We start from the raw sequence: 26,979 nt of genomic DNA on the forward strand, positions 1-26,979 counted from the left end.
CGCGGGAATGGTCGCCACCACAATGGTGGGCGAACTTGTATCTGCTCGTCGTGCTGCTCTGCGTGCTACTCGCCGGCCTGGGCAGTTGGTGGGCCGTTCACGTTCTCGGCGGTGCGGCCGCAGCATAACCAGCCAATGCAGTGGACCGAGCCGGCGGGTAAGCTTTTTGTGGTTCGATAGCCGGCGCGGCGCCGGCTCGGCCACTGATCGGCATTACGTTATCCCACCTGCTTTGCGTCGTCTGCCTCACTCCGGGTGATCTGCGGCCCCGCAATGGTGGGTCCGATTGGAGGATCTGGGTTTTTGCCCCGGGGAACATGCGGAAACAAAGAGGCGGCGTGGCACTCTCGGCTAAGAAAGAAATGCCGTAGCAGGAGCGCCAGAACGCATTTCTGCCAAGAAATCTGCCAAAAAATCCCCGCTCACCGTCTCGCCTGTTAGGGTGGGCTACTGACGCTCCAGTCGCCTTTGTTCTATTAGCTCATCACCACGAGCGGTCAACTCTTTCAACCTCACCATGAGCTTGGGGAGGTCATCGGGTAAGACGTTCTGCATGTCAGTACAGAGCTTATTCATCTCCCTTGCCAGCGCCTCAAACATTTCCTCGGTGATTCGGCTCATCTCAACTCCATCCAGCGGCGTTCGGGCGGCAAGACGCAAGGTCAAGCAACTGGTACGTGGTTACGGCCCTTGAGGTTTGATCCATCGGGATTTCTCTACCCTTTGCCCCTCTTGCCCCGCACAACGAACTCGACCTTGCAAACCTCTGCGGCGACGGTAAAGTTCACGGCAACCGCCGAACGGTCCCCCGCCAGCTTTCCCCCCCAAGCTGGCAATCGTTCGGCGGTTTTTTTATTCGTCAGGTTCTGCCGCCAGCGTCCACATCATCGCTTGGCCTTTACCCGTTTCGGCACCTTTGGTAGGTCATCACGCATCAGGTTGTTCTTGAGGATGGCCCGGTAAGTTTCAGCCACCGCTGCGGCATCCTCACCGTCGAGGGCATCGGCAATGGCCATTAAGTCATCCATCCCGACGACGTACTTTTCCAACCCGAAAATGCTTTGCAGCGAGTCGAGGGTTTCCTGCAACGTCTCGAATTCCTCGTGCGTGTCGTCGCCCTGAGTCGCTGCGTCAAGTTCCTTCACCTCAGCCGCTAGGCCAGCGATGATCTTGACATCGAACTCGTTGACCGGTGCCGCCGTTGCTTTTCGTTTTGCCATTGGGGCAAGTTTATAAGCTGCGGTTTGACGTTGCCAGTTCACTCGGCTTTTCGCCTCATCCCCCTGACGATGTTGAACAACGTCAACAGGCCCACAGCGATGCCGACGAGGGCACCGCTGATTCTGAGGCCCTGCTCAAACTGTGTCATCGTGAGGCCGACAGCCGCAAGCGACGACGAAATACCAATGGTCGCTTGTGCGATGATGTGCTCACGGCTCATGTGCCCCCTGTTTGTCCACATATCTAAATAGCTTTCGATGGCTCGGTTGTCCCAATTTCGACTGCTGCCCACTTTCCAATTGGGCAACTCTCACCTGCTAAAGTCGTCTTGGCCTTCAAAACGCAACCGCATTTTGAGCAGGTGCATTTCCTCGCCGGCAGCAGCGGGCAAGGCTTGGCGTGCTCGCAACCACGACAGATACCTCGACGCTCCTCAATGATCGGCAGCGGTGCCTGCTCCAAACCGATGACGGCCTTCGTGAGTCCTACTGCACCCTTGGCCACCGTTTGTGCTGCTGATTTTATTTTTGACTTACATCCACACCCCATCATCCCCCAATTTAGATTCCATCGTCAGCACTAACCGTCACATTCGTAATGGTAGTCACGCCAAACGGTGCTTCAGGGCACTGGAAGAATGGCTCAGCAGGGATGTACACACCTTCTGGCGTGTCACCCGTTTCTTTGACGCCCCCGCCACGATCTCCAAAACCCACCTCCCACTTGCAATCCTCTATATACAGGTATGCTTCGGATATCTGCGTAAACCCGTACCAAAGACACGGGTTTGATGGGTCCACTATCTCAACTATTCCACTGGCGTCTCCCTCTATGATGCCGCCGTTGCAGTCATCAATCGAGTAGTGAAAGGAAACCACGTACGACGTAGCCAAACCGGTTGGGCACGTACACGGGGCAGGTGTAACCGGGTCACATTCCTCACACGTCGAAAATCGCTCTCCCGGCGAAACCGACCCGCCACCTTCGGGGCATGGCGTGCCGTCGCCTGGGCAGTCGCCACCGGTTGATGCGATGGTGCAGCGGCCATTCTGGCCAGCAACGTAGTAGCACTGGCCACCGATCTTCGTAACCGGCTTACCACTGCCACCACCGGCCACCCAATCCAAAACGTTGACGTAGCTGCCACTTGGCTGGCCCGTCTCGCAATTGATGAGCGGCAGGAAATCGAGGTCAGCGTTGCACGCCGTACACGTTTGGTAGATCGCATCGGGCGATGGGCTGCTCTCGATGTCGCCCGAATCCTTTAGGTACGTGACGACGTAACACTCGCTGCCGAGCCGAATCGTCTTGCCAATGAGGCCAGCGGCAATCGGCACATACTTATCCACCAGTTCGCCGGTCGAGCAGCACTTGAGCCGCAGTCGATTCGGCAAGGGAATCGGCGGTTTCTTCGGTGGCTTTGGTTTCGGTGTCGGCGTCGGCGGTTCCCCCGGCTCGTCAGGTTCTGGCTCTGGCTCAGGCTCTGGCGGTGTCGGTGGCGTCGGCGGGTCAGGCGGCGGCGGCGGGTCTGGCGGTGGGTCTTCATCGCCGTTGCAGATGTCGCACGACTCGTAACTATCGTCGGCGTTAGGGCACACCGATGCAGCACCGTCAGGTCGAGCCGTGTTTCCAGTGCCACCGCCGTGGCTGTAGCAAAAGCCAGCGTACGAAAAAATCACCGGGCCACTGCTACAGCAGTTCGATATCCACACTTGCGGTGGCTCACCGACACCGCCCTCACTGGCACACACAGAGGCGAGCGACCCCTTAACGCACCCGGCACAGGTGGTGCCCGATACACCGCCACCGATGACGTAGGCATAATCGGGAATCGGTGCCAGCGTCGAGGATGGCGAGAACGAATAGCACACGTCATCGACGGTGACGGTGATGTCGTCGGCAGGGATATCGGGTTCAGCGATCCACACATCAGCGACCGCTGCACCACATTGCCCCGAACATGGCGAGCCTTGAATGCCCATCAGCGGCGGGTCAGTCGGGTCAATAGGTTCTGGCGGGTACGTGAACAGTGCGGCAATACAGTCGTTGCAGTCGAGAAATGAATTCTGAGGGTTGATCGTCGTGGTACCACCAACCGGGATGGCTGAAATCGGCTCGTCAGGATCGACGTAATAGCACACCCAGTTCTTCAAGAATGTGATGGTGCTGTCAGGCAGGTCATCAGTCTTGACGTACAACTCTTCGGCATAGGATGCGTACGGCTGGCCCACGCACGGCAATGCCCTAATGCCTTTTTCGATGTGTGGAACGCCGCACAGACAGCTTTGGCAGTCATCGTATTCGAGCGTGGGGGTGCGAACGATGGCACTGGCACCGTCAGGCATCGTCACCGGTGGGTCAGTCGGGTCGATATACCAGCAACGCCCCGCCTCCTTAAAGTACCACACGGTCTCAGGCAGGCTGTCGAACGGTATCCATACCTGCGGTGCCTCTTCGGGGTTCGGCTGCTCAGGGCAAGCGGTGGCAAGCACGCCCTTCACACATGACTGACAGTCTTCATATGGGCTGCTCGACGGTGGCGTCACCAACGTTGCACCAAACGGGATATCCTGTGCGGTCTGAAATTCGTTGATCGAGAAACACCTACCGTCAACCTTGAACGTCACCTGCCCTTGTTCGGGCAAGTCGGCGTATCGCACCCAAACGTTTGGCAGGTTTTCCAGTGACTGATTGGCACAGATGGAAGCGGGTGCCCCGCCGTTACATGCAGGGCAATCGGCGTAGGTGCCGTTAACGTACACGACTTTATGAGCAGGCGTGATGACCACGGGAGTGCTGCCCAAGTTGAATGAGTAGCACAACCCGGCGTACCTGAAATATCGAACGCCGACGTAGCCCACGCCCTGCATACGCACGAGCAGGTTGGCAACCACGGCCTCTGGTGGCGATCCCTCGCAGGGCGTTGCTACGTGGCCATACTGGATAATGGGTGGCGGGTATCCACCGCCGCCCCCACCGCCCCCGCCCCCGCCTCCCCCTCCACCGCCACCTCCACCACCGCCATCAGGAGGTGTTTCGGGATTGAGGCAGGTTTCGCAGTCAACGTAAGGGGCAATGCTTTGCAGCCACACGTCGCCCCGTGGCGGTTTCTGTTGCTCACCGTTCGGGTCGATGGTGTAGCACCAGCCGTAGAACTTGAACACGGCCCCGAACTCAGGAATCGCTTCATGCTTGACCCACACGGTTGGCGCTTGATCGGCCAACTCCTGTGGGATGGGGTTGCCTTCCTCGTCTTCATCCAAGCACAGAGTGGCTTGGATGTACGAGCAGCACGCCTCGAAATCGCATGTATAAAATATCCCCGGCATAGACCTCTTTATGGGCAATTACCTTCAGGTGCCGACACACCGTTTTCGTAGGAGAAAATCCAAACGAGTACGTCGTTGCAGTCCTCAACCAACGTGGCCTGCACGACGGGATTCCCCTGCACCGGTTGAAGGCTGTAGCCCGGTGGCAGCGTCGATACGTTTGTCGAGTTGCCCTGTACCCCGCTGTCACTGTTGTTCGCCTCAATCGAGTTGTAGGCCACTCCTAGATCGGCGTGCGTGTTTCCATCGGGCACGTCTTCCCACATCCCATCATCAACGAGTTGGCTTTCGACCCATTGATATTTCCATCGATTCGTTGCACCGGTGATCGCTGCGTAACCGGTGATCCTGATCCACATCGAAGGGCCAGCCTGTTGGTTTGCCCGTCGCCTGCCACCGTGCTGGCGAGTTTGCGAATTGACGTAGATGGCCGTGGGCGTGTTGACGACGCCCGGCCCTTTGATGCTGTCGATTTTCTTTCGCAGCCGATTGAACTCACGTTTATCGGCCTCTGTGAAAACGTATTGCGTCAAATGATTACCCCCGCAAAAGCCTTAGCTTTGTATCGCTTGTACAGGAGGTATTTGGCGTCAGCGGTCCCCTCGATGGTCGCACCCGTAGGCGTACCGCCGGGTCGAGCGACAGGCGTGTACTGCTCACCACCGTCACGTACCTTTAGCGTCGAGTCGAGCGGCTTACCGGTGCCGTCGAGCAGCTTGTCGTTTGCAACGTATTCGCCCTGATCGGTACACAGTGAGCCATTCTTGACGCCCTCGTCGTTGTACCAACCCGATGACCCTTGATCTAAAATGCGGCACTGATGCGGCTGCGTCGTGCTGATCTCGGCCAAGTCCCAAATCTCAAATGTTCGAGTGATGGGGACGTAGCTATCGGTTGCCTTGTACATCCTCGCAGGTGCGATGCTCACGCACTTCACTGTGCCAGCGGCAAACGTGACGGTAGTGCTATTGGGTTGATCGACCTCGATGGAGTCGCTGTTGACCGTGTTGATGTACGGCTTGTAGCCAGCGTAGTTGTAAAACTCTTCGTTGGTCGTGATCGTCAGCGTGCTGTAGACGTAGGTGCGGCTCGGCGGGTTCGCAGGAGCATCACCAGCACTATTTAGGACGGGGTTACCGTCGATGTCCCGGTCAAACGGTTCGCTGACAATGTTTGGCGACCACGAAATTTCAGCCGGTGCGTCGAGCGGGTCTGCGTCATCCTCTGGCGTCTGCCAACTGCCGTTGGGTGGCACCGAGTAAACGGCAGTGACCTCGTGTACGCCAAGGCCAACGGTGCGGGGCTGAAACGTCTTGAGCTTCAGCGCCTCCATGTTGAGGTGCGAAGAGTTGTAGTTGATGTTAAAGGCTGACCTGACCGCAGAGACGGCACCGAAACCGTCAGCGGCCCCCACCACGTCGAACGCTCGATTAAACGTATTGCCGTTAATCTCGGCATCGAGCGTACCACCGATGTTCGACCATTTTTCAGTTGCTACTGCTGGCATTCACCCCCTTACTCAAGCACGCCTGCGGTCAACGTGATTCCCTGTGTCTGTCCCCGTTGCCGATACTCGACGAGGTAATCGCCGAACATCTTGTTCAGTTCCTTTTGCAGCTTTTTCGATTCTTCTGTGTGTTTGCTTGTCGCCTTGGTCCAGTCGGTGCTAGCCTTTTCGCTCATCGCAGCAGTGACGCCTGTAAGCGTGCGAGACTCGGCAATCTCAAATTTGCCCGAACGCTGCGGCGGCGGCTCTTCTGCAACTGCGGTATCGAACGCCTTGCCCTGCAAGCTCACCCACTGTTGCAGCATCGTCGTCATCTCGTTCTTCTGCTCAGCGGTGGCGTTGGGGTTCTTAGAGAACTCTGTGACCTCTACCTGCCGTCGCCTGAATTCGTCTCTGATCGACTCAGCCTCAATCTGCCGTCGTGCCGTAGTGCGTTCGGTCAAGCTCGTCGAGGATTCGGCGACCTGCTCAAGGATGTCCTTACGCTGTTGCTTGATCTGCTCTGTGACGGCCATCTGCTGCGTGACGGCCTGCCCCTTGATGCCCTCCTGCGCTGATCGCTTGGCCTGCTCTGCGGCCTGCCGTTGCTCAGGAGTCGCAGCGGGATTGTCGAGGATCGCCTGCTGCGTCTCGATGATCGTGGTGAGGCGTTCGTACTCCTGCCGAGACGACTTGATCGTTTCGAGCCGCTTAAGCTCAAGCTCGGCAGAGCGGTTGCCCGCTGCGGCCTGCTGCGTCAGTTGACGGGTGCGAATGTCCTCAAGCTGCTGCTTGACGAGGGTCTGCTTTTTTTCCTCAACGCCACGCTCAATCGTGTTGATCTGAATCGTGGCATTGGCCTTAAGGCCCTCAGCGATGAATGCCGGTGCCGTCTTAAGCTGTTCTTCAAGTTGCTTTTCGATGGCCTTGCGTTTCGCCTTGGCGTTCTCATCGACGAGCAACAACTCAGCCTCTAAATCCTTACCGAGTGCCTTGAGCCGATCTGCCCGCTGCTGAACTTCCAGCGACGCCGTTTCATCGCTGTACTTTTCGATCATGCCAGCGGCCTTGTCGGCGTGCTCCTGTCGCAGCTTATCGACCTCAGCGCCCTGGGCTGCGATCTCAGCCCGTTCAACCTCAGCATACTCCCGGCGTATTTTTACAACTTGCTCCTCAGCGGCCCTGTTGATCGACGCCTTGGCAGTCTGCTTTTGCTCGTCGTCGAGCGTGTCATCATTGATGACGGCCTCGACCTGCTGTTTGCGTTGATCCTCGACAGCAGTAACGGCGTCGTCTCGCTTCGTGCTGATGCCCTTGAGCTTGGCCCTTGAATCGAATTGCTGTTGTAGATCGGCACGTTCGGCATCGTTGTCGGTGGTGGCGAGCTTTCGGCGTTGGTTGGCCTGCGTCACCGACTCTGCGATTTCCTTCTGTAGCTTTTGCTGTTGCTTGAGCAGGCCAAGGCGGTAGTCGATGAGGGATTTTTGGAGCTTGGCGCCAGCGTTGATCTTATCGATCTCTGCCTGCTCGCCGGTGATGAGTTCCCGAATGTTTTTGCCAGCGGTCGCAAACCCGCCGATGATCGGCAGGCTTTCGAGTAGCGATTGCGTGAGGCCAGCGGCATCGGTCTTGCCGTCCCTCAGTGCGTCACGCAGTTCGATGGCCTTGCCGGTGACGTTGGCCAGTCCCTCGCCAGCAAAGCCGACGAGGCCACCCTTTAGCACCTTGCCAACGGCGTCATCCTCACCGAGCTTGTTGCCGACGCCTTTGAGCCGGTCGTCTAACGACGATTTAGGGGCGTTGACATTGGCAGCGGCAGCATTGACCTCAGCGAGCTTACGCTTGAGTGCGTCGGCAGAGGCACCGGCTTTCTTAGCTTCAGCGCTGATGCCGTCCCGGCCTCTTATCTCGACTTCAAGAGTTTTCTTACTACTCATGCTTGGCCTCCCACTGTCGCCACTCACGTGAGACGACGTTCAACGCATCGACAAACGATTGCGTCTGTGCGAGGCCATTGCCATCCTCTGGCAGCACGTTGTTTTCGAGGTACTGACGTACCCAAGAAAACATATCCCACGCCTCATCACTCACCTGCTGCCGAGCACACGAGGTCAGCATGACATAGCCGTCGTCGCACTGGTTGCACCCCCTGCCGTAGCAGGTGACGCATTGCATATCGGTAGGCTCAGCCGGTGAGGGGCAGTCGCCTACGCACTTGCCTTTGCCGTCGATTCGGCAGAGTTCCCCCCAGTAGATTGCCGTCGCAAGGCAGAGACTTTTTTTTCGTTCTCACTCAATCGCATCTCGATGACGAGATGCTCGACAAGCTCGATGACATCATCGAGCGTCAACACGCTTTCGAGCTTGCCGATGCTGTACTCGACAGGCCTACCATCGGCATCACCCACGTTACGCCACCCGACGAGGATCATGCCGATTGCGGCAAGGCTCTTATCAATAGTGACCTCCTCATCGCTCGCCTTTTCGGCGTCGATGAGGAGCCGTCTGACCTGTCGATACTCTCGGCAGGTCACAAACCGGCCAACGAGGGCAGGCCGCACATCCTGCGGCTTGTCCCTGTCGGCCATCAACACGTATTCAAAAGTTTCTGATGATGAGACTGATAACCCCACCCGGCCCCCTTAACTGAATGCGATGACCAACTCGGTATCAGGCTCGTCGTTGTCACAAGTCAGCCTGAATTCGGCATCGTTGGTGACGAGGCCATCACGGTCGCCCTCCTGCACATTGATGTACTGCAATGCAGGTGCGGTGATGGTGACGATGTTGTTGGCCGTCGCACCGATGACGAGGTTGAGTGCGGCGGTCGTGCCAGCCACCCAAGCTGCATAGATGCCGTCAGCGGCAACCGTCAACGATTCGGGGTCGATGTTGCCCGTGAGGTTTCGCTCGGTCACGACGGCACGGTCATAACCGGTAACGTCGGTGATGTCCTCGACGAGCTTGAGGGTGTTGTTGGTGGCGAGTTTCAGCGTCGAGATTTTCTTGGTGCTGCCACCGATGGTGAACGTGGCACCAGCGGCACGAGGCGGTATGACTGCGTATGCAGGCAATGCCAGCATCGCACCATCAGTGACCGCTGCCCAAATGCCAGTGAACTCGAAATTAATTGTTCCACGCACGCCACTGGTAACGTCAACGGTAAACGTTCCCATCGCACCGGCCATCTTTTTGACGATGCCATCCTGATAGCAACCGAAAGTGACCGTCTTATAGTCGGCGGGGTCGCTCGTCGGCGAAAACGTGGCGGTATCCTCGACCATACCGCAACCGAGCAGCAAGTCAGCCCATTGCGGCACGGCATCAGCACCGCCGCCAGCCAGTTCGACGCCAAAGGTGATCTTGGCACTGCGAGCGCCGCCAGTGCTGACGAGGCGACTCAGCGAGCCGGTCGCAAACCGGTCGGTCTGTGGAATGTCGTATTGGATGATCGGGTCGATTGACCAAATACATTCAGCGGCGGTCAGCGTCTCAGCGGTCCCCGGCGTGGTTTCGAGCTTGAACGCCAGTACACGGCGCTTTTTCAGTTGTGGCATCATCCCCCTATGTCTTTATGTATGTATGTCCTGCTCCACCTGTATAAATAGCCAGCGACGCCCACCTGTCCAAAGTCATCAGGCCGATGCGGGCAATTCAGGATGGTCGAGGATGTGTCGGTAACGCACGTCAAAGATGGCCGTTGTCCCCGCATACTCCCCTTGGACAGGTGGGAAGTAGAGCATCGGCCTGATGAGCGTGTCGATTGCCAGCCCGCCCCGTGTCGTGTCTGCGGCTAGAGCTTTATGCAGGGCCATCGCAACCTGATTGTTGTAGGTGTCGATTGGCGTCTCGTCGTCGTCGAGCGGGATGACGTACGTCACCACGGCGTAAGGCTGCAACCATCCTGAGTATCCCATCACCGATGATTCCTCATCCTCGACGGGCGAAAGCTGGTGAATGATAGACTTGAGATGTCTAGGTTCGTTGACGGCCTTAGCACGATGCACGTCGAGCTTGATCTCGTAACCGTTCTCGGTGGTGATGGCCTGTAGGCTCGTCAGTACGTTCTCGCTGATTCGTTCAAGTACACTTATCATTTCCCCCCTGCTGCGATGGTCGCCAATGCCTTGTCGATTGCGGCCTGTAGTATCTGAGTATGCATGCCACTGTTTTTCTGGGCATGCGTTGTAAAGTCGAGGCGGTCAACCTGATTGATGGCCTTGCGAAAGATCGCCAGTATCTCGGTACGGGTGCCCTTGCGAATCTTGCCAGTCTTGGTCAGGCCACCGACCTCACGAATGATGATCGGCCCCCGAGGTGTCGGGATGATCTTGACCTCACCGCTGGCGAGCATCTGCCTGATCTTGTTGGCCGAATACTTACGGCCCCCGTTGGCTTTCATTCCTGCCTCAGTCAGGATCGGCATTGCCTTACCTTTGGCCCTGACCTGCCCGCCCGTCTCAAAGATCGGTGCCGCTTTCCACTTGGTGTATTCAGACACGAACAACTGATCGAACGTCTCGACCTTTGACGGGTCGCTCGCACGAAACTTGAAGGTGTTCCCAACCTTTTTACTCTTAAACTTGCCGACACCGCCGGCACGAAACGTATCGATGTCATACCTGCCGATGTCCCGGTATCCCTTGGCCAGTTCCTTCAGTAGCACCTTGGGCGCTGTACGCATCGCTTGGGCCAGCCCGTCAAGCTGCATGAGGTTGATATCGCTGCCCATCATTAACGAACCCTCAGCGTGTGCATGCCTGCATCAGAGTTGACGACAGCGGTAACGAGTAGCGTCTTAGCGGTGCCGCCGTACACCGGTGAAAACGTGATGGTATCCCTGCCGTGTTGTACGTTGACGATGCCGAGATTTGCATCGTTGTAGATACATATCTCGGTGAACGTCGCCAGCGTCCTGCCATCCTCACCCACCTTTGTGGGCAGGCTGCGATTGACGACGGCCCTGATGGTCTTGCTGTCACCGCTGAACTCGTTGTAGGTAATCGGCTCTGCGAACTCGTTGATGAACGTGTCGGTGTCATGGCTCAGTTGAATCATGAAATCGCTCGACGAGTCGGGAATGCTCGTGATGCCTGACCACGAGAACACGCCCTCAGCAATGACCTCATCGTCGGCCTCGACGGGTTCGGCCCCGATCTGCTCGTAAAGGGTCACGAGGTACGAGCCGTTTGAGACGAGCGGGAAGTCGCCGAAATACTCGTCGGTGTCTGCGTCGAGCGTCAGCGTGATTGCGTAGCTCGACCAATCGGCATCTACCTTCGTGACGAGGCTCGTACCGCTGATGTACTTGCTGTCAGCGACTCGATAGGCGACGAAATACATCGGGTTCGCACCTGCGTAATCCTCACCGCTCAGTATGATCTCTCTCCCCATCCTCCCCCTTACTCAGTGACCACTGTTTCCTGTACCTCTTTGAGCGTGATGACTGCTGTGCCGTCTGGATTGATGACGTACCCATACTCAGCAGGCACCACTGAGCTTTCCTCACCAGTTACGTCAGAGATGAACGTGGCGAGCTTTGAAGACAGTTGAAAAAGCTCAGCAGCATCAGTGCCGTAAGCCTCTGCCATAGCCATCGGCGTGTGACTGCGATTGGCCCAAAAGCCACGGGCCAGCATCCCGTATTGGCTCTTGACCATGTTCAAGAATCTCTGGATGTGTTCCTTGTGATCCTCTACCGCTTTGGTTGCTGTGTTATCGTTAATTAGAATCGCCATTGTCTTATTTCCTTTACGCTGAAATTGTTAAACCACACACCTTACTTCACCCGTTGTGGTCACGTAGAACGTACCGACTGCCAACCCACCTGTAATCGCTGCTGCGTTGGTATTGTATTTGGTGGCGGTGTATCGCTCTATCCTGCCGCCATCCATATACAGCGTGCCGCCACCTGAACCCAAATCGCCCATCTGGATCGTGCCACCGTCAACAAACAATGTGCCACCTCCAGTACCATCGCCAAAACCCATAAACAGATTGTAGCCGTTCTGATTTAGCGTGCAGTTCTGAAGATAGCCACCCTCGCCACCACCGTCGATAATGCCACCGTTCATCGCAATGACGCTGCCAGACGACGATGACATTTCAAGCGCAAAGCACTGGTAAATCGCACCATTACCCATATCAATCGTGCCACCGCTTGCGTTAAGCGTGCCGCCGCTTAAATCGCTTGTGTAGTTGCTGTCTGGGTGCAACAAATAATCGGTTTGGCTTGACACATATGCGGTATTTGCGTTACCTGCTTCATATGCAAAGAAACATTCACCGCTGAACGTGCCAGTACCGCCTGCCGTGATAGACCAACCGTCACCTGTAATATCGGTAACGCCAGTAATGCTACCGCCATCCATGTACAGCGTGCCGCCGCCTGATCCGGTGCCATCATTCATATTGATAACGCCACCGCCCATATAGAGCGTACCGCTGCCGTTGAATATGAGCGTCCCACCCGAACCCATCTCAATACCGCCGTTGAAATAGGCAGTACCATTTACACCAAGCGTATCAGTTACGTTGGCTTGATAGGCAACCAACTGGCCTTCAGCGGTGATGTCACCTGCTGTCGTCACGTTGCCGCTGCTGTCGGTCTGGAACACGTAACCCGCACCGTCCACGAAATGCGAGAAGCCCGACGCAGCATCGACGCCGATCGAATCGTAAGTGGTGTTCAGATACATCTGACTCGACGAAAGGCCACCAGTAACGAACGATCCAAGCGTGATGGCACCAGCCGTCAGCGTTCCACCATCGAGATTCAGCGGGCTGGCAGATGTGCCTTGGAGCAGACCGTAGTTGGTCAGTGCATCCTTGATGTCGGTCGTGGCCGATTGACGAGCTACGGGAGTGCCAGCATTGAAGAAACTCAGAGTTGAACCGTTGTGGTCCAAGGCTCCACTGACGGTCACGTTGCTGTACGCAAAGAACGGGTCGTAAACGTCCACGTAGGCGTTGGGGGTATCGACCCTCAACGAGCCAAAATTTTTGAGGCCGCTGGTGGCCGTGATGGCACCTGCTGTGACAGTCCCCGTGAACGTGGGCGATGCTAAAGGTGCCTTGGCATCCAATGCCGTTTGCAGGCTCGTCACCTGAGAGATGGGGATATCGCCTGACAGTGTTGATGCGATTGATGCAGTGCCCGCCGTGTTTGCGTACGAGGCTGTACCCGCCGTTGACGCAAACGTCGCCGATGTGGCAGAGGTGGCCGTGGTGGCGTTACCAGTGAGCGAACCAACAAACGTGGGAGCAGTGACGGTCCCCGTAAACGTGGGGCTTGCCAAGGGAGCCTTGGTGTCGATGTTGGCTTGGAGATTTAGCAACTCGTCAGAGAGGTAAGCCACTTCGCCCATCGTGTGACCGTGGAGCACGTTGGCTTTGTCGGTCAGGAGCGTGTCCACCTGAGCCGTGGTATACGCCCCCACCTGTGAGGCCGTAGTGCTGTGTGGGTTTGATGTGTTGCCCGTATGGGCCGTCAAGTCGCTGAGTGCTGCCTTGCCGTCAAGCTCCCCTTGCAAGCTCGTAACTTCGGCCTCGACGTTATCGAGGTCTACCTGATCGGCTTTCGCTGCCACCGTCACAGCTAACGCATCAACCGTCGATGTGGCTGCCTTCGTATCCACCAGCGTCGAAAGCTCGTCAACGTCGCCCTGGGCGGCCTTGGTGGCGACGGTAGTGGTAAGCGTATCGAGGTCGTCATCGGTGGCGAACTCGTTGGCGTTGCTGCCGCTGTCAGTCAGGTTGCCATCGGCGTCGAGGCCAGCGAGGTTGCCAGCGGTCGCACCAGCAACCTTGTCGGCCTTCCCTGTCGCCTCGACGACTGCCGGCGTTTCGTTCTGCCACTTGCCGCTCGTCTGGTTGTAGGTGAGCACCTGTCCATCGGTTGGGTTAGTAACCCCAACGTCGAGCAGTTGAATGAGTCGTCGGTACACTCTGGCAAAGATCATGGCCCCCCCTAAGAAAACAGCACCGGCGCTCTTAACGCCGATGCTGTTAGATTTGCTCACCCCCCGATGGATTAGGCAGCGTTGCTCAAGGTCGCCTTAACGGCACTCTGATAGCGACCGGGGCAGGCACCACGAACGGCGTCGTATGCAAACAGCACCTTGCGATGCTCCCGTGCATATTCTGACTCAGGCCCAAGGGCGATTGGCTCGGCAACCACTTCGCCAGCGATGACGGCCTTGACGGCACCGTCGTTACGCAGCATGTAAATGCTGTCGCCGGTCAGAGTCGGCACGAAGATCGGCTTGACCTTGACGCCACCGTCAGCGAGTCCCTGCAACGGGTTGTCACTGAGGTTGCTCAGGCGTTCGTTGCTGACGGCCTTGATGGCTGCGGTCCACTTTTTCATGTCGCCGACGAGCAGCGTCACGCTACGGCAATCCTCACCGTTGGCCTCGTCGCCCTGACGGTCCTTAAGGCCGATCAGGTGAGCGAACAAATCGAGGATGACGTTGGCCATTTCCACGTCAGTCGGCGTCAACTTATTCGCAACGGCAAGCGTCGAGATATCAGAGGCCGTCACGAGGTTTTTCTGCGTCTGAGCACCCGACAGAGTGTACGGGTGGTCGGTGTCGAAAAAGTTCTGCCCGTCAGAGCAGATGCCGTTAGTGGTCAGCACAGCCGTAACCAACTTGTTGAACTGGTATCGAGCCTTGCGGGCAAGTTCACGCACGTTGTTCTCGAAAATCCCGATGGAATCCAAGTTGTAGTTATCGAGCGGGTATTCCACGCTCGACTCGTACGGTGCCGAAGTCAGCGTAATTTCGAAATCAGTGGGCACGTTCTTTTGGCGGGTGCCGCTGAACGCAGCCAGATTCGGCACGCTTTCCATGCCGGGGATGATCGTGCTGAGCGAGTTCAGCCCCGTGTAAATGTTCGCCACATCGTTCGCCCACAGCCCATCGAACGGGCCGTTGTACGCATCCATAAATGCGCCGATGTAATTCTTAATATCAACTGCCATTGTCCCCCAATCACTTGTTTACTTGTTCAACTCGTACAGCTTGTACGAGGCGTAATTCGCCTTGCTACCAAACTGTTTCTGCAACTCTGTGCTTGCGTCCCATTCCCGCTCGAACTCCTCACGGGTGCTGGCAACGCCATCACGCTTAGGAGCAATAGCCACCGGCTCTGCTCCCACCGACACGCCGCCACGCAGCGAATCGTTTTCGTTCTTGAGCAGGGCCGCATACTCTGCGGTTGCCTTGCCCAAATCGTGCCCCTTGATGTACTGCTCGACGGCGAAACTTGGCCGATCTTTGCAGAGGCTCACAAGGGCCTTGAATCGTTCCTGCTCGTGTCGCTGCGCCTCAGCGTATGCGTCGGTAGCAGCGGCTTTGATCTTCGTTTCGATGCTGGCCTTAGCTTCGTCGTCTTCGTCCTGCTCAGCCTCTTGATCCTCGTTTTCCTTTTCGTCTTCGTCGTCGTGTTCGTCATCCTCGACGGTCACGGCAACCTCGACCTCGACGCTGGCTTTGGCTTTGGCTAGTTCATCGCTCGTCAGTTCGTTTTCAGGCATCTTGATTATTTCCTTTACGTCGTTCCCACTCAGTTTTCTGATTACGTTTTCGACGGTATCGATACCGTCGATAAGGCCCATCTTTAAGGCGTCACTGGCAACCCAAACTTGGCCCGTTGCGACGTTCAATGCATCGCCTTCACTCATTCCCCGCCCCGTCGCCACGGCCTCGACAAACAGCGTGTACACGTTGTCAATCGTTCTTTGCACGTCGGCAAGCTGCTCATCACTGATCGGCAGTCCCTCGACGCCCGTACCCTTTTGGCTACCAGCCTTGACGAGCTTCGGCACGATCCCGGCCTTTTCGTACAGCGTGCTCGTGTCGTACATCACGGTGTACACGCCGATACTGCCGACGAACGCCGTGCGGTTCGCAAACACTTGGCCGGCCTGCGATGCCACCCAATAGGCTGCACTCGCACCAAGGTCAGAGATATATGCCGTCACCGGCTTTCGCTTGTTCGCCGCTGCAACGGCCTGAGCCAGTTGATCGGTGCCGCTGACCTCACCCCCCGGTGAGTCCACATAGATACAAATAGCCTTCACCGACTCGTCGTCCAAAGCGGTCGAAAGATTTTTCAGCAACTCGGTCGTAGCGGTGCCACCAAAGTATTCGAGGTAGATGTCGTCATACTTGGCGACGAGTCCCACGAGGGTCATTACGGCAACGCCGCCGATGACCTGATAAGGCTCACGCTCCTGCGGTTCGGCCTGTGCCTGTTGTGGTAGCTCTGCCTCAGCCATCGCCATGAGTGCCGGCTCGTGCATCGCCCATAGGCTGCCGTTAATCAATTTGTTCACGCTGCCTCCCCTCGTTGGTCGAGCGTCTGCATGGCAGCGCTGTGATATATCGGGATGCCACCGGCACGCAGGGCGTCGAGTTCGGCCTTACGCTGCGTCACCATCTCATCCCAATCCTTACCCTGACTCGTCAGCACAGATGCCAGCGTCTCGGTGCCAACGTCAATGCTCATCTGCATCGCTTGCAGTTCCTTGATCGGGTCGAGGTACGGCCACTGTGGTGCAATCCAGCGATGCTCAAACGCATCGGGTCGTGCAGGCAGTTGGCCGTCGTTGATGAATTTGGAAACTCGCCATCGGTAGATGCGAGCGAGATACCTATCGGTCATCAGCTTTTGCATCGATTCGAACGATCGATAGGCTTGGATCATCGAGGCCCTAGCACTCGCATAGCTCGTACGTGAAAAGTCGAGCAGCACGAGTTCAATCGGCATACCCAAGCTAAGGCCCAAGAGACGCATGAACATGGTGAGGGAGTCAGGGAAGCTCTGTTGCGGCTGGCTTGGGTTGATCGTGGTGATGCTTTCGCCCGGTTCAAGCACCGGCATCATGCCCGGCTCAAACCCCATCTCTCGCTGCTGTTGTCCCTGTCGGTTGCCGGTCGTGCCCAAGTTGTTTAAGAATTGGTTCGGCTGTGCTTTGGTGATCGCAACGCCGAAGCAAGCGGCCATTCTCGCTGCGACGATGACGGCCTCGATATACCCGTCGAGTTGATCGAATAGCCCAAAGCTCTGCGTGAATGCCGACTCGCCACGAACCTGATTGAGCCGCTTAAGGCGTGGAAGGAAAACGAAGTCGTTTGCGTCAACGGCTCGGTGTACCTCGTTGCCGTTGGTCCCGACAGCAGCGATGAAAAAGCGAGTAGGCCGGTTGTATTGATTGAGTCCAACGCCGTCGATGATGCTGTCGTCGTTGCGACCGGTAGGCGTAGAAATCAGGTCAGATTCAATGGCCTGCAATCGGCCCTCTCGCAGGAGGATGCTGCCAACGTCGCCGTCACGAATGTGCGAGCGAAATACAAGCCGCTGATGCTCGGCCCACGTTAGCCCCGTGATGTCGGCGGTATCGAACCAATCGTAAAACAGGCCCTCTGCCTTTTTGTTCCATTCGTTGTCATCGGTGGTCGATTGCAGTTCGAACCCGGTGCCGATGACGTTATCGACGCAGCGGTTGAGCAACCCGTCAGCAATGATGTTGTTTCGCTCAAGCTGCCTCGCACGATTACGCATCTGCGACAGTGCGTAGGAGTTTGCGATCTGATATTGAATGCCCGATTGCGTCGAGCCGGGCCAAGCGGTCGATAGGCGTGTCGGCACGGCACCGCTGTAGCTGCCGAGTATCTGGCCTGCTGTACGTGCCTGCTGTCGCTTGGCCCCCCACGTAGGAGAGACGAAACTGATTGTGCTATCGAGCCAGTTCGATTGCCCCACCGCCCCCCTTACTTAGTTGAACCGGGCCAGCACGATGCCGGTTCCTGTTTCGTCGTCTTCTGATTCGGCCTGCTCTTCACGGGCGATCTCGTTTTGCAACCATGCGATGGTTTCACGTACTTCGCTCAGGCTCGCACGGGTCAGGCTGCGACCGCCGGGCATCGTGTACGCCTGCCCCGTCGAGATGGTCAGCAGGGCCGATTTGTAAACTGCTAAAAGTTCTGCGTACGTTGGTTCTGCCATGATCCCCCACCGGTATAAATAGCCTCGTTGCCCCCGCTGTCCAATCAGCCCATCCAACGATTCGAGGTCTGTAACCATTTGCTCGGTCGCATCCTCATCGAGTTGGGTTTGTGTTGTGGCTCAGCGGCCTGCTGTCGCATGAGTTGTACGTGCTGCCGCTGTGCCTCAAGCTCTGGCTCGCTCGGCAGGACCGATGCCCCAACCACGTCAGCGGCGGCACACTGGTAAACCTCAACGTCAAGGTAGTGATTGGCGGCGCTGCTCGATACGAGTTCCCAACTCATTGCCCCGGTTCGACGGTCGATGACTTTGTGCTCTGCCGCCAGATGCTTGAGGTAGATATCGCCAACCGCTGCGTTGATGCCCCACTTTCCCTCATGCCTGAGCGATAGCAACCGATCCTTGAAATAGTCGGTATCGAGGATGGCGAGCGTTATGCCAAGCTCTTTGGCGACGATGCCCCACGAGATAGTTTGCTTTGGTTTGGTGCTGGCACCTTTGACCGGCCTGATACGGGTGTCGGTGCCGCAAAAGTTGTATATCTCGTCGGTGCGATAGCCTGAGTCGATGAGCATCAGGACGGGCATCAGATAGTCGTCCCACCCGTCGAGTTTGTACGGGCGATTGAGACATTGCTCCCGTAGCTCGTCGAGGTCGTGCGTTATGCCGTGATGGATCAACTGCGATCTGTAGCCGTTACCCCACGCTCGTACGCCGTAGTAAAACCCCTTGCCGTCGCCGTGTACGTCAGCGGTTGCCGTGAGCACCGCTGCCCACTTCGGCACGACGAGCGGTGCCGGTGCCGTCTCGATGTCGGCACTGAGGTCAGACACCTTTACAGTGGTGGCAAGGTGTTCGAATACTTCTGCAAGCCACTGATTACGAAACTCCATCATCATGCCGACATCGCCGATTGACCGGATGAACTGTGCGGCCATTGCCGAGAACGAAACCCAAGGGCTGTACAACGCCGATATCTGAAACCCAACCCGCTTGGCCTTTGGACGCAGGCCGGTGACGGTGCCGTCGATGTCGATGCTCTGCCCCTCGCTGAGCCACACGCCACGCAGGAGCATCGCCGGTTTGTGTTGATCGGTGATGGCCTGCTCGCAATGCACACACTCGTAGTAGCTGCATTGCGTGGCCTCGATGTGGTCGGCACGTTTGATCTTGTCGTCGTCGTCGTGATTGAACTTGACCTGTTGAAAGTCGAGGGCCTGATACTCGTGGCAATGAGTACAAGGGACGTGATACCGGCGGCGGTCCCCGCAATCCTGATACGCCTTGTAAATCGCACCCTCACGGGTCGTGGGCGTCGAGCCGATGACGATTCGCTTGCGGTGCAGGTAAGTTCTGGCTCTGGCTCTGGCCAAGCTGATCGGGTCAGCGTCTCGACCCGAAAAGGCAGGGTACTTATCAACCTCGTCTAAAAAGATGTACCGACAGGCTCGACGGGCAAGGCTCTGAGGGCTGCCTGCCCAACCGAGATAGAGCGGCATCGAATCGAACCGCAGGGCCTCTTTGGTGATGTCCCACTTTTCGCCCGTCAGATGTGCTTTGATTGAGGGCGTGAACTCGATGAGTGGCTTGAGGTTTTCCTCGACAACCTTGCGAGCTTCATCTTGCGACGGCATCACGAGCAGGGCAGGTGCTGGCTCTTGATCGATGGCCCAACCGATGAGCGATTGCAGGGCAGTGGTAAAGCCAAGCTGAGCCGCTTTGAGAATGACGATCTCCTCAACATCCTCAGTGACGGCATCGATGATGCCAGCGATGTACGGCGTGCGAGACGAACGGTAGCGGCCCGGCTCTGCCGCCACGCTCGATGGCAGGTAGCGATTCGCATCTGCCCATTGAGTGGGCGTGAGCCGTTCGGGCGGTGCCCATGCAGCACGTTCTTTTTCGGTGAATACTCTCCCCACTCACCCCCAATCACTGCCAGACGTTTTCAACCGAAAGCACCTGCGCCCCATCGGCCAGCACCATCGACACGGGAGCCGATGCAATCGTGACGGTGTACCACTTGAACGACGCACCGATTGCGGCCAGCTTGGTGTTTTCGTCCTCGCACCAACCTATGATTTCCTCCATGAGCACAACGTCGAGCCAGTAGTTTCGGGTTGGCGTTGCCGGCATCGGCTTGTCGTCGTTGATGTGTTCCACGTAGTCGAGCCAGTCAATCATAGTTATGCCTTACTAAGTCCCTGTAGTACGTCCCTGATCTGTGCGTCGAGCAACTTCTCAATTGCCGGTGCGTCGAGGCCGACGAGGCTTGGCGCCAGCGATGCTGAGATGCCGAGCAGTCGATTTTTGACCGTCACGAACTTTTGCACGTTGTCGGCCTCGACCGCTGCGGCCTCGACGAGCACGCCCTTATCTCGTGCAACCATGATCTCGTATCGCTCTGCGAGGGCGTTCTCTTTCCTGATGCGTGCCGCTTCCAACGTAGGGCTGATGAGTTCCTTCGGCCTGCCCCGTTCACCGGTGAGGCCCTGTGACTTCATCCATGCGACGACTTCCCCCTCGTCGAACTGCCGAGCCTTGCCCTTGCCGCTCTTGTCGTGCGGGCAACCCTTGGCCACCCATCGCTTGACGGTTGACTCGTCAATGTCGAGCAGGTCGCAAAGCTCAGCGGTCGTTAGCGTTCTCGTCGTCGTCCCCATCGTTCCCCCTCGGCTTTAGCAACCAACAGTGCAGGCCGTCGATGCTCAGGCCGTCCCGCTCGACCTCGTAATCGTCCAACGCTCCCTCGACGAGCAGCCGCTCGATGAGCGGCACCAGTTCGGCGGTCACTCGCAAGTTGGGTTTAATAACGCCCCCTCTGTGGCTCGCTGCTGCGTTTGATTTACTCGACGACACGAGTGCCGCCCCTGTTGCTCGTCGTCGCCCTGGTGCGTCCTAGCGGCCCGTAGCGGGTCATTTAAGTTGGCGGCGCTGGTATCGCTTGATAATTGATCTCGCCAACTTCAATGATCCCACCCCCGGTCAAAGGATTGTTATGCCCCCCTACCCTGCCAAAGTGACCGATTTTGCCTGTTTTTCAGGCATTTCGACGTGTCGCCAGTTCCCAAGCCAACCCTCAAGGAACGTGTTCACCGCCTCTGCGTTCGGCGCAATGGCAAGTGCAGGACCGGGAATCGTCATCACCTTGATAGCGTTGAGGATCGCCCTGCGTTCCTCGTCGGTGAGTTCGTTCCTGTGGCGCATGTACTCTGATGCCATGACGCACAAAGGTTCTGGATTGATCTGATTCATTATGCTGCCCTCGCTTTCGTCCCCTTAAGCTCCTGTGCAATCGGTGCGAGCAGGTGAGCGATGACGGGAATGGTGAACCCATTACCGAGCATCCTGTAACGCTGCGACTCGCTTGCCGCTGCGGTGTAGTCGTCGGGTACACCTTGCAACCGCTCGACCTCGTGAGGCGTAAACCGTCGAACGATGGGCATCAGGTAATGCCTACGGTCGATGAGCATTGACGACGGGTCGCCCCTGCATGCGGTCGTAAGGGCACCGGCCTTATCGTGGTCGGTGTCGTTATGCCAGCCTTGGTCCCACCGGGTGCGGCCATCCTTAAATTTATAATCCATCATTCGATAACGTGGATAAGTTCGAAAATGCTCAGGGTCGAGGATGTCGGCCAGTCTGATACCATGATCCTCTGGCTGAGTGACTTGCCAGTTGCACCAGTAGTACCGACGACGACGCTGAGCCGTCATGAGTGCGGAGTTGATGAGTACCGGCTCGACGCCTAGCTCTGCGCTGATCGCATCACGGTTCACCTTGCTCATCGAGGCGACGTTTTCCATCATCCAAAAGCGAGGCTTGACCTCACGTAGGATTCGCAACGCCTCGTAGAAGAGTGAGGAGTGCTGCCCCTTTAGTCCCTCTTTCTTCCTGTTGAGGCTCGACAGGTCAGTGCATGGTGAACCGAACACCATGAGGTCAATCGGCACTGGCATCTCAGCGACCTTGCAGACATCACCGATCTGTTCGATGTCGGCAAAGTTGGCTGCTGATACAGCCATTGCGTGACGGTCGATTTCGCTGCTGAAATAGTTTGTGGGCGTGATGCCGAGCTTGTGAAGAGCTAGGCGAGTCCCCCCGAGGCCGTCAAAAAGGCTCAAGACATTACACGACATCCACCCCCTTAGCTCGACGGGCCTTTGCCCGTGCTGCGACCGCTTGCAACTGTGCTCTCGTTACGAGCTTCACAACTGACCTCATTTCTTTCGGTGCCAGCACTTGCCGCTCTAATACCGACAACTCGAATATCTCTCGTTTCGTCGTTTTGACTCTTTCGCTCATAGACCTCCTATTGTCTTAACCGAGTATCTATGCAGCAGATTTTGAAATCAGTTTGCTATTTTTCTCGATGCCCATCTCTTGGCACTTTTTCAGATTCCATCGGCCCGTGGCGTACCCGCCAAAAAACCAACAGAGTCCCCTGCTGTCTGGTGAGAATTGGTTGCCATCGCTGACGATGCCAAGGTCAGACGGTTTGACCGGATGGCCAAAGATGCTCCCATCAGTGTGGAAAGGACCATCCAAGATCGTGCAACCGATGATGTCGCCCCCACCAAACATCGTGTGGACCTTCTCACCCGTACGATGATCGTCATACGATCTCTCTTTAGGCTTGCCCTCCCATGACATCTGACGTAGCTCCATCGCAAACCCTTTGGGGTCGATGTCCTGAGCCAGCTTGTTGAACTTGTGGCCTTTCACGCTCCAACGTGTGAAGTTCCACGTCTTGCCCCCGTCAACGCTCCACTTACCCGACTCCCAGATGCCGATGTGCCCTGAGCCTCCCTCAATGGTCAGCCCACCCTTGGCAAGCTCATAGGCGTAGTAGTCGATGTCACAGTCAACGAGATGAACGCCCTCGTTGCCGATGTCATCCCACATGTCTAGGCCGTTGTTTCCAGACGCCTTGTGCCTGACCATCCTTCGCCTGAGCGTACGGGCGAATTTGTTGACCTCGTACCCCTTGGACTTGCCAAACTTCCCGCCACCGTAATCCTTATACGAGCCACCCTTGGCTGCTCTGGCAGCATTCAGGACGTGCCCGTAGTTGTTCCTGTGATTTTCGCAGTCCTCAAAGTAGTTGTCTTCGCAACGAGCGGCCTGAAAACCATCCAGCCCATTATCGTTCGCCTTCACCCTGTAGAACTTTGTGTCATTGATCTCGTTGCCGATGGCACATCCACCGCCGACGTTGAACTCGCTAGTGATGTCCTTAAGGATGCAGCCAGAGCCAGCCCTGATGGCTGACTCGTCAGGGTGATAACCGCTGAAATACTTGGTGACGGTGAGGTTGGATACCTCTGCGTTTCTGCTTTTGCTTAGGTCCAGACCAAAGGGGAGCTTCTCATGACCATCAAGCACGACACCGGCCTCTGACTCGCCAACGAGCTTGATCGTCTTAGTGATGGTGACGGCCTCGTAGTACCAGCCTCTGTAGACAAAAATGCTCTGGCCATCCTTGGACAGGTCTACGGCCTTCTGAATGGTTTGGAGCGGCTTATCGTGCGTCCCTGCGTCGTTGTCGCTGCCCAGAATGCTGACGTAGAAGTCGTAGACAGGAGCAGGAGCGGGTTTAGGTGGCGGCGGGGTCGATGTTGATACCTTGACCCACTTCCCAGCCTCTTGGCGCCACCACATCCCGTGTGCGGTTTGGTAGATCGTGCCCGCAAGATCGATGATCGCATCGACCTCATTGGTTACAGGATCGACTACGCCGTCACGAGCGATCTGCCCATTTACCAGCGTCCACACGGTGCCGTTGCCGTCCTTCACTGCCGCTGCTGGTGGCGAGGCGGTGCCGAATTCGGCAGTCGGTAGGAGGCGAGCCTTTAGGGCCTCAATCTCGGCCTGTAAGGTCGCCTTTGCGGCCTCTAGTGCGGTCGCTGTAGACGACAGTGCGTCAACCCCTGCGTAAATCTGCTGAGTAGTCTCTGCAATCAACTTCCCCCTTTGATCTTTCTAAAAAACCAGTTGTCGGCGGCACTGGTGATGAGGCTGATGCCACCGCTGAGAATCCCGAAACCGACTGTTGAAATCGTCGCCAGTACAGCACCGACAGGCCCCGGCAAAGCAAGTGCGACCGCACGCAGGACTATCGAGATTGTCAAAAGCCACCAGAACCATCGCATGATCCATTTGATGATGCCGTCGAGGTACTGCCCGACGACGACAAACCACCGGCCATTGAGCTTGTCGTGATCGGCCTTGAGTTCGTCGAACCGCCGCTGCGACTCGTGCAACGTGTTTGCGTGTGCAACACGTTCGGCCTGCAACGCTGCGGCTGCGGCCTTGAGGTCGTCCCCCTGGGCGAATAGTTCGGTCGTAGCGGTGTCGAGGTTGACGACGTACGGCCCAACGGTATGCGGTTTGGCGATTTCAATCTGATTGATGGCGTGCGTGCGTCGAACGTCGGCACGCACGATGCTTTCCCCGGTGATGTTGCTCGCTGGTACGAGCTTCCCCTCGTTGACGCATCCAGCGACGACGAGCGAACCGAGAAACATCATCCAACAGACTGGCCTGAGCCAACGTCTCTGTTTTCTAACTTTTTCAATCGGCTCAGGCTCAGGTGTCTTTTCAACGATGGGTTTCCTACCCATGTAGGCGACGGTGCCGGGTGGGAATACACCTGCCTCACCCTGCCCATCACCCCGATATTCAAACGTGAACGTGACTGGTTCGATTTCCACCGTCCCCCTATACGAGCCGTCTGACGGCCTGCCTCAGTCGGTAATGCACTGTGCTCTTTGGCGTCCTGCTCCTGCTGCCGATCTGCCTGATGGTCAGGCCCTCGACGTAATGCATCTTCAGCAGTTGTCGCTCGTCGTCGGTCAGCCGTGGATCGTCGAGTAACGTCTCATTCGGCGGTGCATCCTCGACGGGAATCTCGATAACAAGCTCGACGTTGGCCTCGTGCCGCTGCTCTCGTCGCCAGCATCGCCACGCCGCTTGTGCCATGCATAGATACAAATAGCCACGGCTCGTCGCTTTGTCCCGATGCTTACGAGATAGGGCCTGCCATCCTGCCAGCAGCGCCGCCTGATGACAGTCGTCTCGGTATCGTCTATCAGGTTTGATCTTGTTAATAACGATGTCGGCGATCCTCATTAGCTCATCGGTTGTCATCGAGCACCCCCAATCGTCGTCGCATCTTTGCGAGTGCCTTTTCGGCAGAAATCTGTACCGCTTGGTGTGATACGCCGAGCGTCTTAGCTATCGCTCGGTAGGTCAGCCCATGACGGTATCGAGCGTCGATGATGTACCGCTGACGGTCGTTGAGTACGGCTATCGCTTTGTTGAAGCTGTCGAAGTCTATGTCGGGCGGCGTTGGTGCCTCGTCGGTGCAGAGTTCGGCAGCAGCGGCAAGGTACTTTTTATATCGAGTTTGTTTGTCAGCCTCGTACATGAGCTTTCGCTCGATGAGGATGGATGCGTAGACAGCAAAGCGAGTATCACCTGCCACGTACGTCTGTGCGGCTCGCCACAGGGCGATTAGAGCGACCTGTCGGCAGTCGTCGATGTCGAGGCCGTTGCGTCTAGACCACTTGTGAGCGATGTAGTAGGCGAGGTTCTGATTCTCGTCGAAGAGCTTCTGCTGTTCGTCATTCACCTTCCCCCAATCCCTGTAGCTCGACCACTGCCCATGACAGTCTGCTCAGGTCGTCGAGCTTCACCGTGATGAGCCATTCGCCGTGGTCACGTCGATGCATGACAACAGGTACGGCATCGCCCTTGGCATCACTGACGGCCTGCTCGACGGCGTTCTCAATGTTGAGCTTCTGCACCCGTTTGATTTCGAGATGTACCCCCGGCAGGCCGACGACATCGGCGTCACCGTTGCCGCCGCTGTACTGCTGGCCACGTCGGCAGTCGGTGCCGAAGAGTTCATTGAGCCGCTTGGCCGCTTCCAGTTCGCCCCGCTTCCCCTTGGTCCTGCTGTTTATCTTCCCCACTCTCCCCCTCGTTGAACGCCTCGATTAACTCATCATTGAGTTCGCCGTCGTCTGTCGCCGCTGCGATCAAAAACTCAGGCCCCCCGTTGACACGGCACAAAATAAGGCCGTCAACGATGCGATATACTGCCGCCATCGCCCCCCTTAGTTGTTGCTTCCCCACTGATCGGGTTGATCCTCGACACGCAGCGGCTCTTCGAACCACTCAGCGACAACGGCCTCGTGGTCCTTAGCCTGGCCTGCGTGAACTCCTAGCAACTGTCGCTCTACTGCCGACAACCGGGAATTGATCTCATCGAGCCTCAGCATGGCGTATCGTAGTATTACGGTTAGTTCTTCATCATTCAGATGCATTGTCCTCCTGTAGTGCTACATTAGTTTCGAAGCGACGAAACCAACTCATGTTTTCGAGGTGATGCCACCTGATCGATAGGAATCGCCCGCCATCGTAATTCGTCTTGCGCTGCACGGCCCACTCGTCGTGCAGGTTGTCCTCGGCGAACTTGTAAAGTTTCGAAGTAACCGCAACACCGAGACTCAGGATGCTCCCGTCGAGGTACGCCTGTACCGTGATAGTCGGTTTGAGTCCCGTGTGTGCCTTGTGCTTTTGAAATTCAGTGGCAAGGCCGGTGGATCGTCGCCACCGAATCGTAAAGTTGTTGTACGTGCCGTGGCTGGCCCTCAGTCCAAGGCCATGAACCTGCCCGCCGAAACAGGCGACGGCATCCAACCCGGCCCGGCGGTCGAGCATCGCCTCAAGTGACGAGGCGTGCTTGTTGATGCTGATGACCTGAGCGTTGAGAAATTTAGAAATCGCCGGGATGACGTACCTGTCATTCAGTTCCTGCGATGTCGCCCAAGTCTCGTCTACGTGTTCTTGATATGCTGTCATTGATACCCCCTATGTGCTAGTAGAGTATCTATGACGCAGATTCTGATTCTTGAATGAAAATAA

General features: G+C 56.9%; 30 protein-coding genes. All 30 read right to left on the reverse strand.

The genetic code is table 11. From position 1 onward, the window contains the following. Positions 1-447 precede the first annotated feature (447 nt). The gene (locus tag VGN72_00160) at positions 448-621 is read right to left on the reverse strand and encodes a hypothetical protein (GenBank protein ID HEV7297748.1); all 174 of its coding nucleotides are present in this window, start codon (positions 619-621) and stop codon (positions 448-450) included. A 263-nt stretch (positions 622-884) separates the two neighbouring features. Further along, a complete protein-coding gene (locus VGN72_00165; protein ID HEV7297749.1) occupies positions 885-1,262 on the reverse strand; it encodes a hypothetical protein in 378 nt (125 codons plus the stop codon). Further along, positions 1,259-1,441 (reverse strand): hypothetical protein, encoded by a 183-nt coding sequence (locus tag VGN72_00170; protein ID HEV7297750.1) that lies wholly within the window; start codon positions 1,439-1,441, stop codon positions 1,259-1,261. Before VGN72_00170 ends, VGN72_00165 begins: the two co-directional genes overlap by 4 nt. A 340-nt stretch (positions 1,442-1,781) precedes the next feature. Further along, the gene (locus VGN72_00175) at positions 1,782-4,484 is read right to left on the reverse strand and encodes a hypothetical protein (GenBank protein HEV7297751.1); all 2,703 of its coding nucleotides are present in this window, start codon (positions 4,482-4,484) and stop codon (positions 1,782-1,784) included. A 74-nt stretch (positions 4,485-4,558) separates the two neighbouring features. Then, entirely contained in the window at positions 4,559-5,083 is a 525-nt protein-coding gene (locus VGN72_00180; protein HEV7297752.1) for a hypothetical protein, read from the reverse strand. Then, entirely contained in the window at positions 5,080-6,057 is a 978-nt protein-coding gene (locus tag VGN72_00185) for a hypothetical protein (protein HEV7297753.1), read from the reverse strand. The genes VGN72_00180 and VGN72_00185 overlap by 4 nt, the downstream gene beginning before the upstream one ends. A gap of 8 nt (positions 6,058-6,065) precedes the next feature. Beyond that, positions 6,066-7,973: a hypothetical protein gene (locus tag VGN72_00190; GenBank protein HEV7297754.1), complete on the reverse strand. Its 1,908-nt coding sequence runs from the start codon at positions 7,971-7,973 to the stop codon at positions 6,066-6,068. 270 nt (positions 7,974-8,243) lie between these two features. Continuing rightward, on the reverse strand, positions 8,244-8,624 hold the full coding sequence (locus VGN72_00195; protein HEV7297755.1) for a hypothetical protein: 381 nt from the start codon (positions 8,622-8,624) through the stop codon (positions 8,244-8,246). Between the two features lie 54 nt (positions 8,625-8,678). After that, a complete protein-coding gene (locus tag VGN72_00200) occupies positions 8,679-9,596 on the reverse strand; it encodes a phage tail tube protein (protein HEV7297756.1) in 918 nt (305 codons plus the stop codon). A gap of 75 nt (positions 9,597-9,671) precedes the next feature. Next, positions 9,672-10,133, reverse strand: a complete 462-nt coding sequence (locus tag VGN72_00205) for a hypothetical protein (protein ID HEV7297757.1) — start codon at positions 10,131-10,133, stop codon at positions 9,672-9,674. Continuing rightward, positions 10,130-10,771 carry a hypothetical protein gene (locus tag VGN72_00210; GenBank protein HEV7297758.1) on the reverse strand — a complete coding sequence of 214 codons (642 nt, stop codon included), beginning with the start codon at positions 10,769-10,771 and terminating at the stop codon, positions 10,130-10,132. The genes VGN72_00205 and VGN72_00210 overlap by 4 nt, the downstream gene beginning before the upstream one ends. After that, positions 10,771-11,379: a hypothetical protein gene (locus VGN72_00215; GenBank protein ID HEV7297759.1), complete on the reverse strand. Its 609-nt coding sequence runs from the start codon at positions 11,377-11,379 to the stop codon at positions 10,771-10,773. Before VGN72_00215 ends, VGN72_00210 begins: the two co-directional genes overlap by 1 nt. Before the next feature lie 59 nt (positions 11,380-11,438). Further along, positions 11,439-11,774, reverse strand: coding sequence for a hypothetical protein (locus VGN72_00220; GenBank protein HEV7297760.1), 336 nt, complete (start codon positions 11,772-11,774; stop codon positions 11,439-11,441). Between the two features lie 27 nt (positions 11,775-11,801). Then, on the reverse strand, positions 11,802-14,057 hold the full coding sequence (locus VGN72_00225) for a hypothetical protein (protein HEV7297761.1): 2,256 nt from the start codon (positions 14,055-14,057) through the stop codon (positions 11,802-11,804). Between the two features lie 11 nt (positions 14,058-14,068). Next, positions 14,069-14,938 carry a Mu-like prophage major head subunit gpT family protein gene (locus VGN72_00230; protein ID HEV7297762.1) on the reverse strand — a complete coding sequence of 290 codons (870 nt, stop codon included), beginning with the start codon at positions 14,936-14,938 and terminating at the stop codon, positions 14,069-14,071. Between the two features lie 99 nt (positions 14,939-15,037). Then, positions 15,038-16,375 carry a S49 family peptidase gene (locus tag VGN72_00235; GenBank protein HEV7297763.1) on the reverse strand — a complete coding sequence of 446 codons (1,338 nt, stop codon included), beginning with the start codon at positions 16,373-16,375 and terminating at the stop codon, positions 15,038-15,040. Then, on the reverse strand, positions 16,372-17,805 hold the full coding sequence (locus tag VGN72_00240) for a phage portal protein (protein HEV7297764.1): 1,434 nt from the start codon (positions 17,803-17,805) through the stop codon (positions 16,372-16,374). The genes VGN72_00235 and VGN72_00240 overlap by 4 nt, the downstream gene beginning before the upstream one ends. Positions 17,806-17,817: 12 nt before the next feature. Further along, entirely contained in the window at positions 17,818-18,048 is a 231-nt protein-coding gene (locus VGN72_00245) for a DUF6148 family protein (protein HEV7297765.1), read from the reverse strand. A 44-nt stretch (positions 18,049-18,092) separates the two neighbouring features. Then, positions 18,093-19,868, reverse strand: coding sequence for a terminase gpA endonuclease subunit (locus VGN72_00250; GenBank protein HEV7297766.1), 1,776 nt, complete (start codon positions 19,866-19,868; stop codon positions 18,093-18,095). Positions 19,869-19,980: 112 nt separating this feature from the next. Next, positions 19,981-20,232, reverse strand: a complete 252-nt coding sequence (locus VGN72_00255) for a hypothetical protein (protein HEV7297767.1) — start codon at positions 20,230-20,232, stop codon at positions 19,981-19,983. A gap of 2 nt (positions 20,233-20,234) precedes the next feature. Further along, positions 20,235-20,711, reverse strand: coding sequence for a helix-turn-helix domain-containing protein (locus VGN72_00260; protein ID HEV7297768.1), 477 nt, complete (start codon positions 20,709-20,711; stop codon positions 20,235-20,237). After that, positions 20,677-20,841, reverse strand: a complete 165-nt coding sequence (locus tag VGN72_00265; protein ID HEV7297769.1) for a hypothetical protein — start codon at positions 20,839-20,841, stop codon at positions 20,677-20,679. Before VGN72_00265 ends, VGN72_00260 begins: the two co-directional genes overlap by 35 nt. A gap of 213 nt (positions 20,842-21,054) precedes the next feature. After that, the gene (locus tag VGN72_00270) at positions 21,055-21,303 is read right to left on the reverse strand and encodes a hypothetical protein (GenBank protein HEV7297770.1); all 249 of its coding nucleotides are present in this window, start codon (positions 21,301-21,303) and stop codon (positions 21,055-21,057) included. Next, a complete protein-coding gene (locus tag VGN72_00275) occupies positions 21,303-22,172 on the reverse strand; it encodes a DNA cytosine methyltransferase (protein HEV7297771.1) in 870 nt (289 codons plus the stop codon). The genes VGN72_00270 and VGN72_00275 overlap by 1 nt, the downstream gene beginning before the upstream one ends. 208 nt (positions 22,173-22,380) lie before the next feature. Beyond that, positions 22,381-24,012 (reverse strand): DUF1565 domain-containing protein, encoded by a 1,632-nt coding sequence (locus VGN72_00280; protein ID HEV7297772.1) that lies wholly within the window; start codon positions 24,010-24,012, stop codon positions 22,381-22,383. Beyond that, the gene (locus VGN72_00285) at positions 24,009-24,761 is read right to left on the reverse strand and encodes a hypothetical protein (GenBank protein ID HEV7297773.1); all 753 of its coding nucleotides are present in this window, start codon (positions 24,759-24,761) and stop codon (positions 24,009-24,011) included. The genes VGN72_00280 and VGN72_00285 overlap by 4 nt, the downstream gene beginning before the upstream one ends. Before the next feature lie 7 nt (positions 24,762-24,768). Further along, a complete protein-coding gene (locus VGN72_00290) occupies positions 24,769-25,179 on the reverse strand; it encodes a sigma-70 family RNA polymerase sigma factor (protein ID HEV7297774.1) in 411 nt (136 codons plus the stop codon). Positions 25,180-25,183: 4 nt separating this feature from the next. Further along, positions 25,184-25,681 (reverse strand): sigma-70 family RNA polymerase sigma factor, encoded by a 498-nt coding sequence (locus VGN72_00295; protein ID HEV7297775.1) that lies wholly within the window; start codon positions 25,679-25,681, stop codon positions 25,184-25,186. Beyond that, positions 25,674-26,024 carry a hypothetical protein gene (locus tag VGN72_00300; GenBank protein HEV7297776.1) on the reverse strand — a complete coding sequence of 117 codons (351 nt, stop codon included), beginning with the start codon at positions 26,022-26,024 and terminating at the stop codon, positions 25,674-25,676. The genes VGN72_00295 and VGN72_00300 overlap by 8 nt, the downstream gene beginning before the upstream one ends. A gap of 340 nt (positions 26,025-26,364) precedes the next feature. Then, positions 26,365-26,916 carry a hypothetical protein gene (locus tag VGN72_00305; GenBank protein HEV7297777.1) on the reverse strand — a complete coding sequence of 184 codons (552 nt, stop codon included), beginning with the start codon at positions 26,914-26,916 and terminating at the stop codon, positions 26,365-26,367. Positions 26,917-26,979 lie beyond the last annotated feature (63 nt).

The organism is Tepidisphaeraceae bacterium, from assembly GCA_035998445.1.
In the GTDB taxonomy this organism is placed as follows: Bacteria; Planctomycetota; Phycisphaerae; order Tepidisphaerales; family Tepidisphaeraceae; genus DASYHQ01.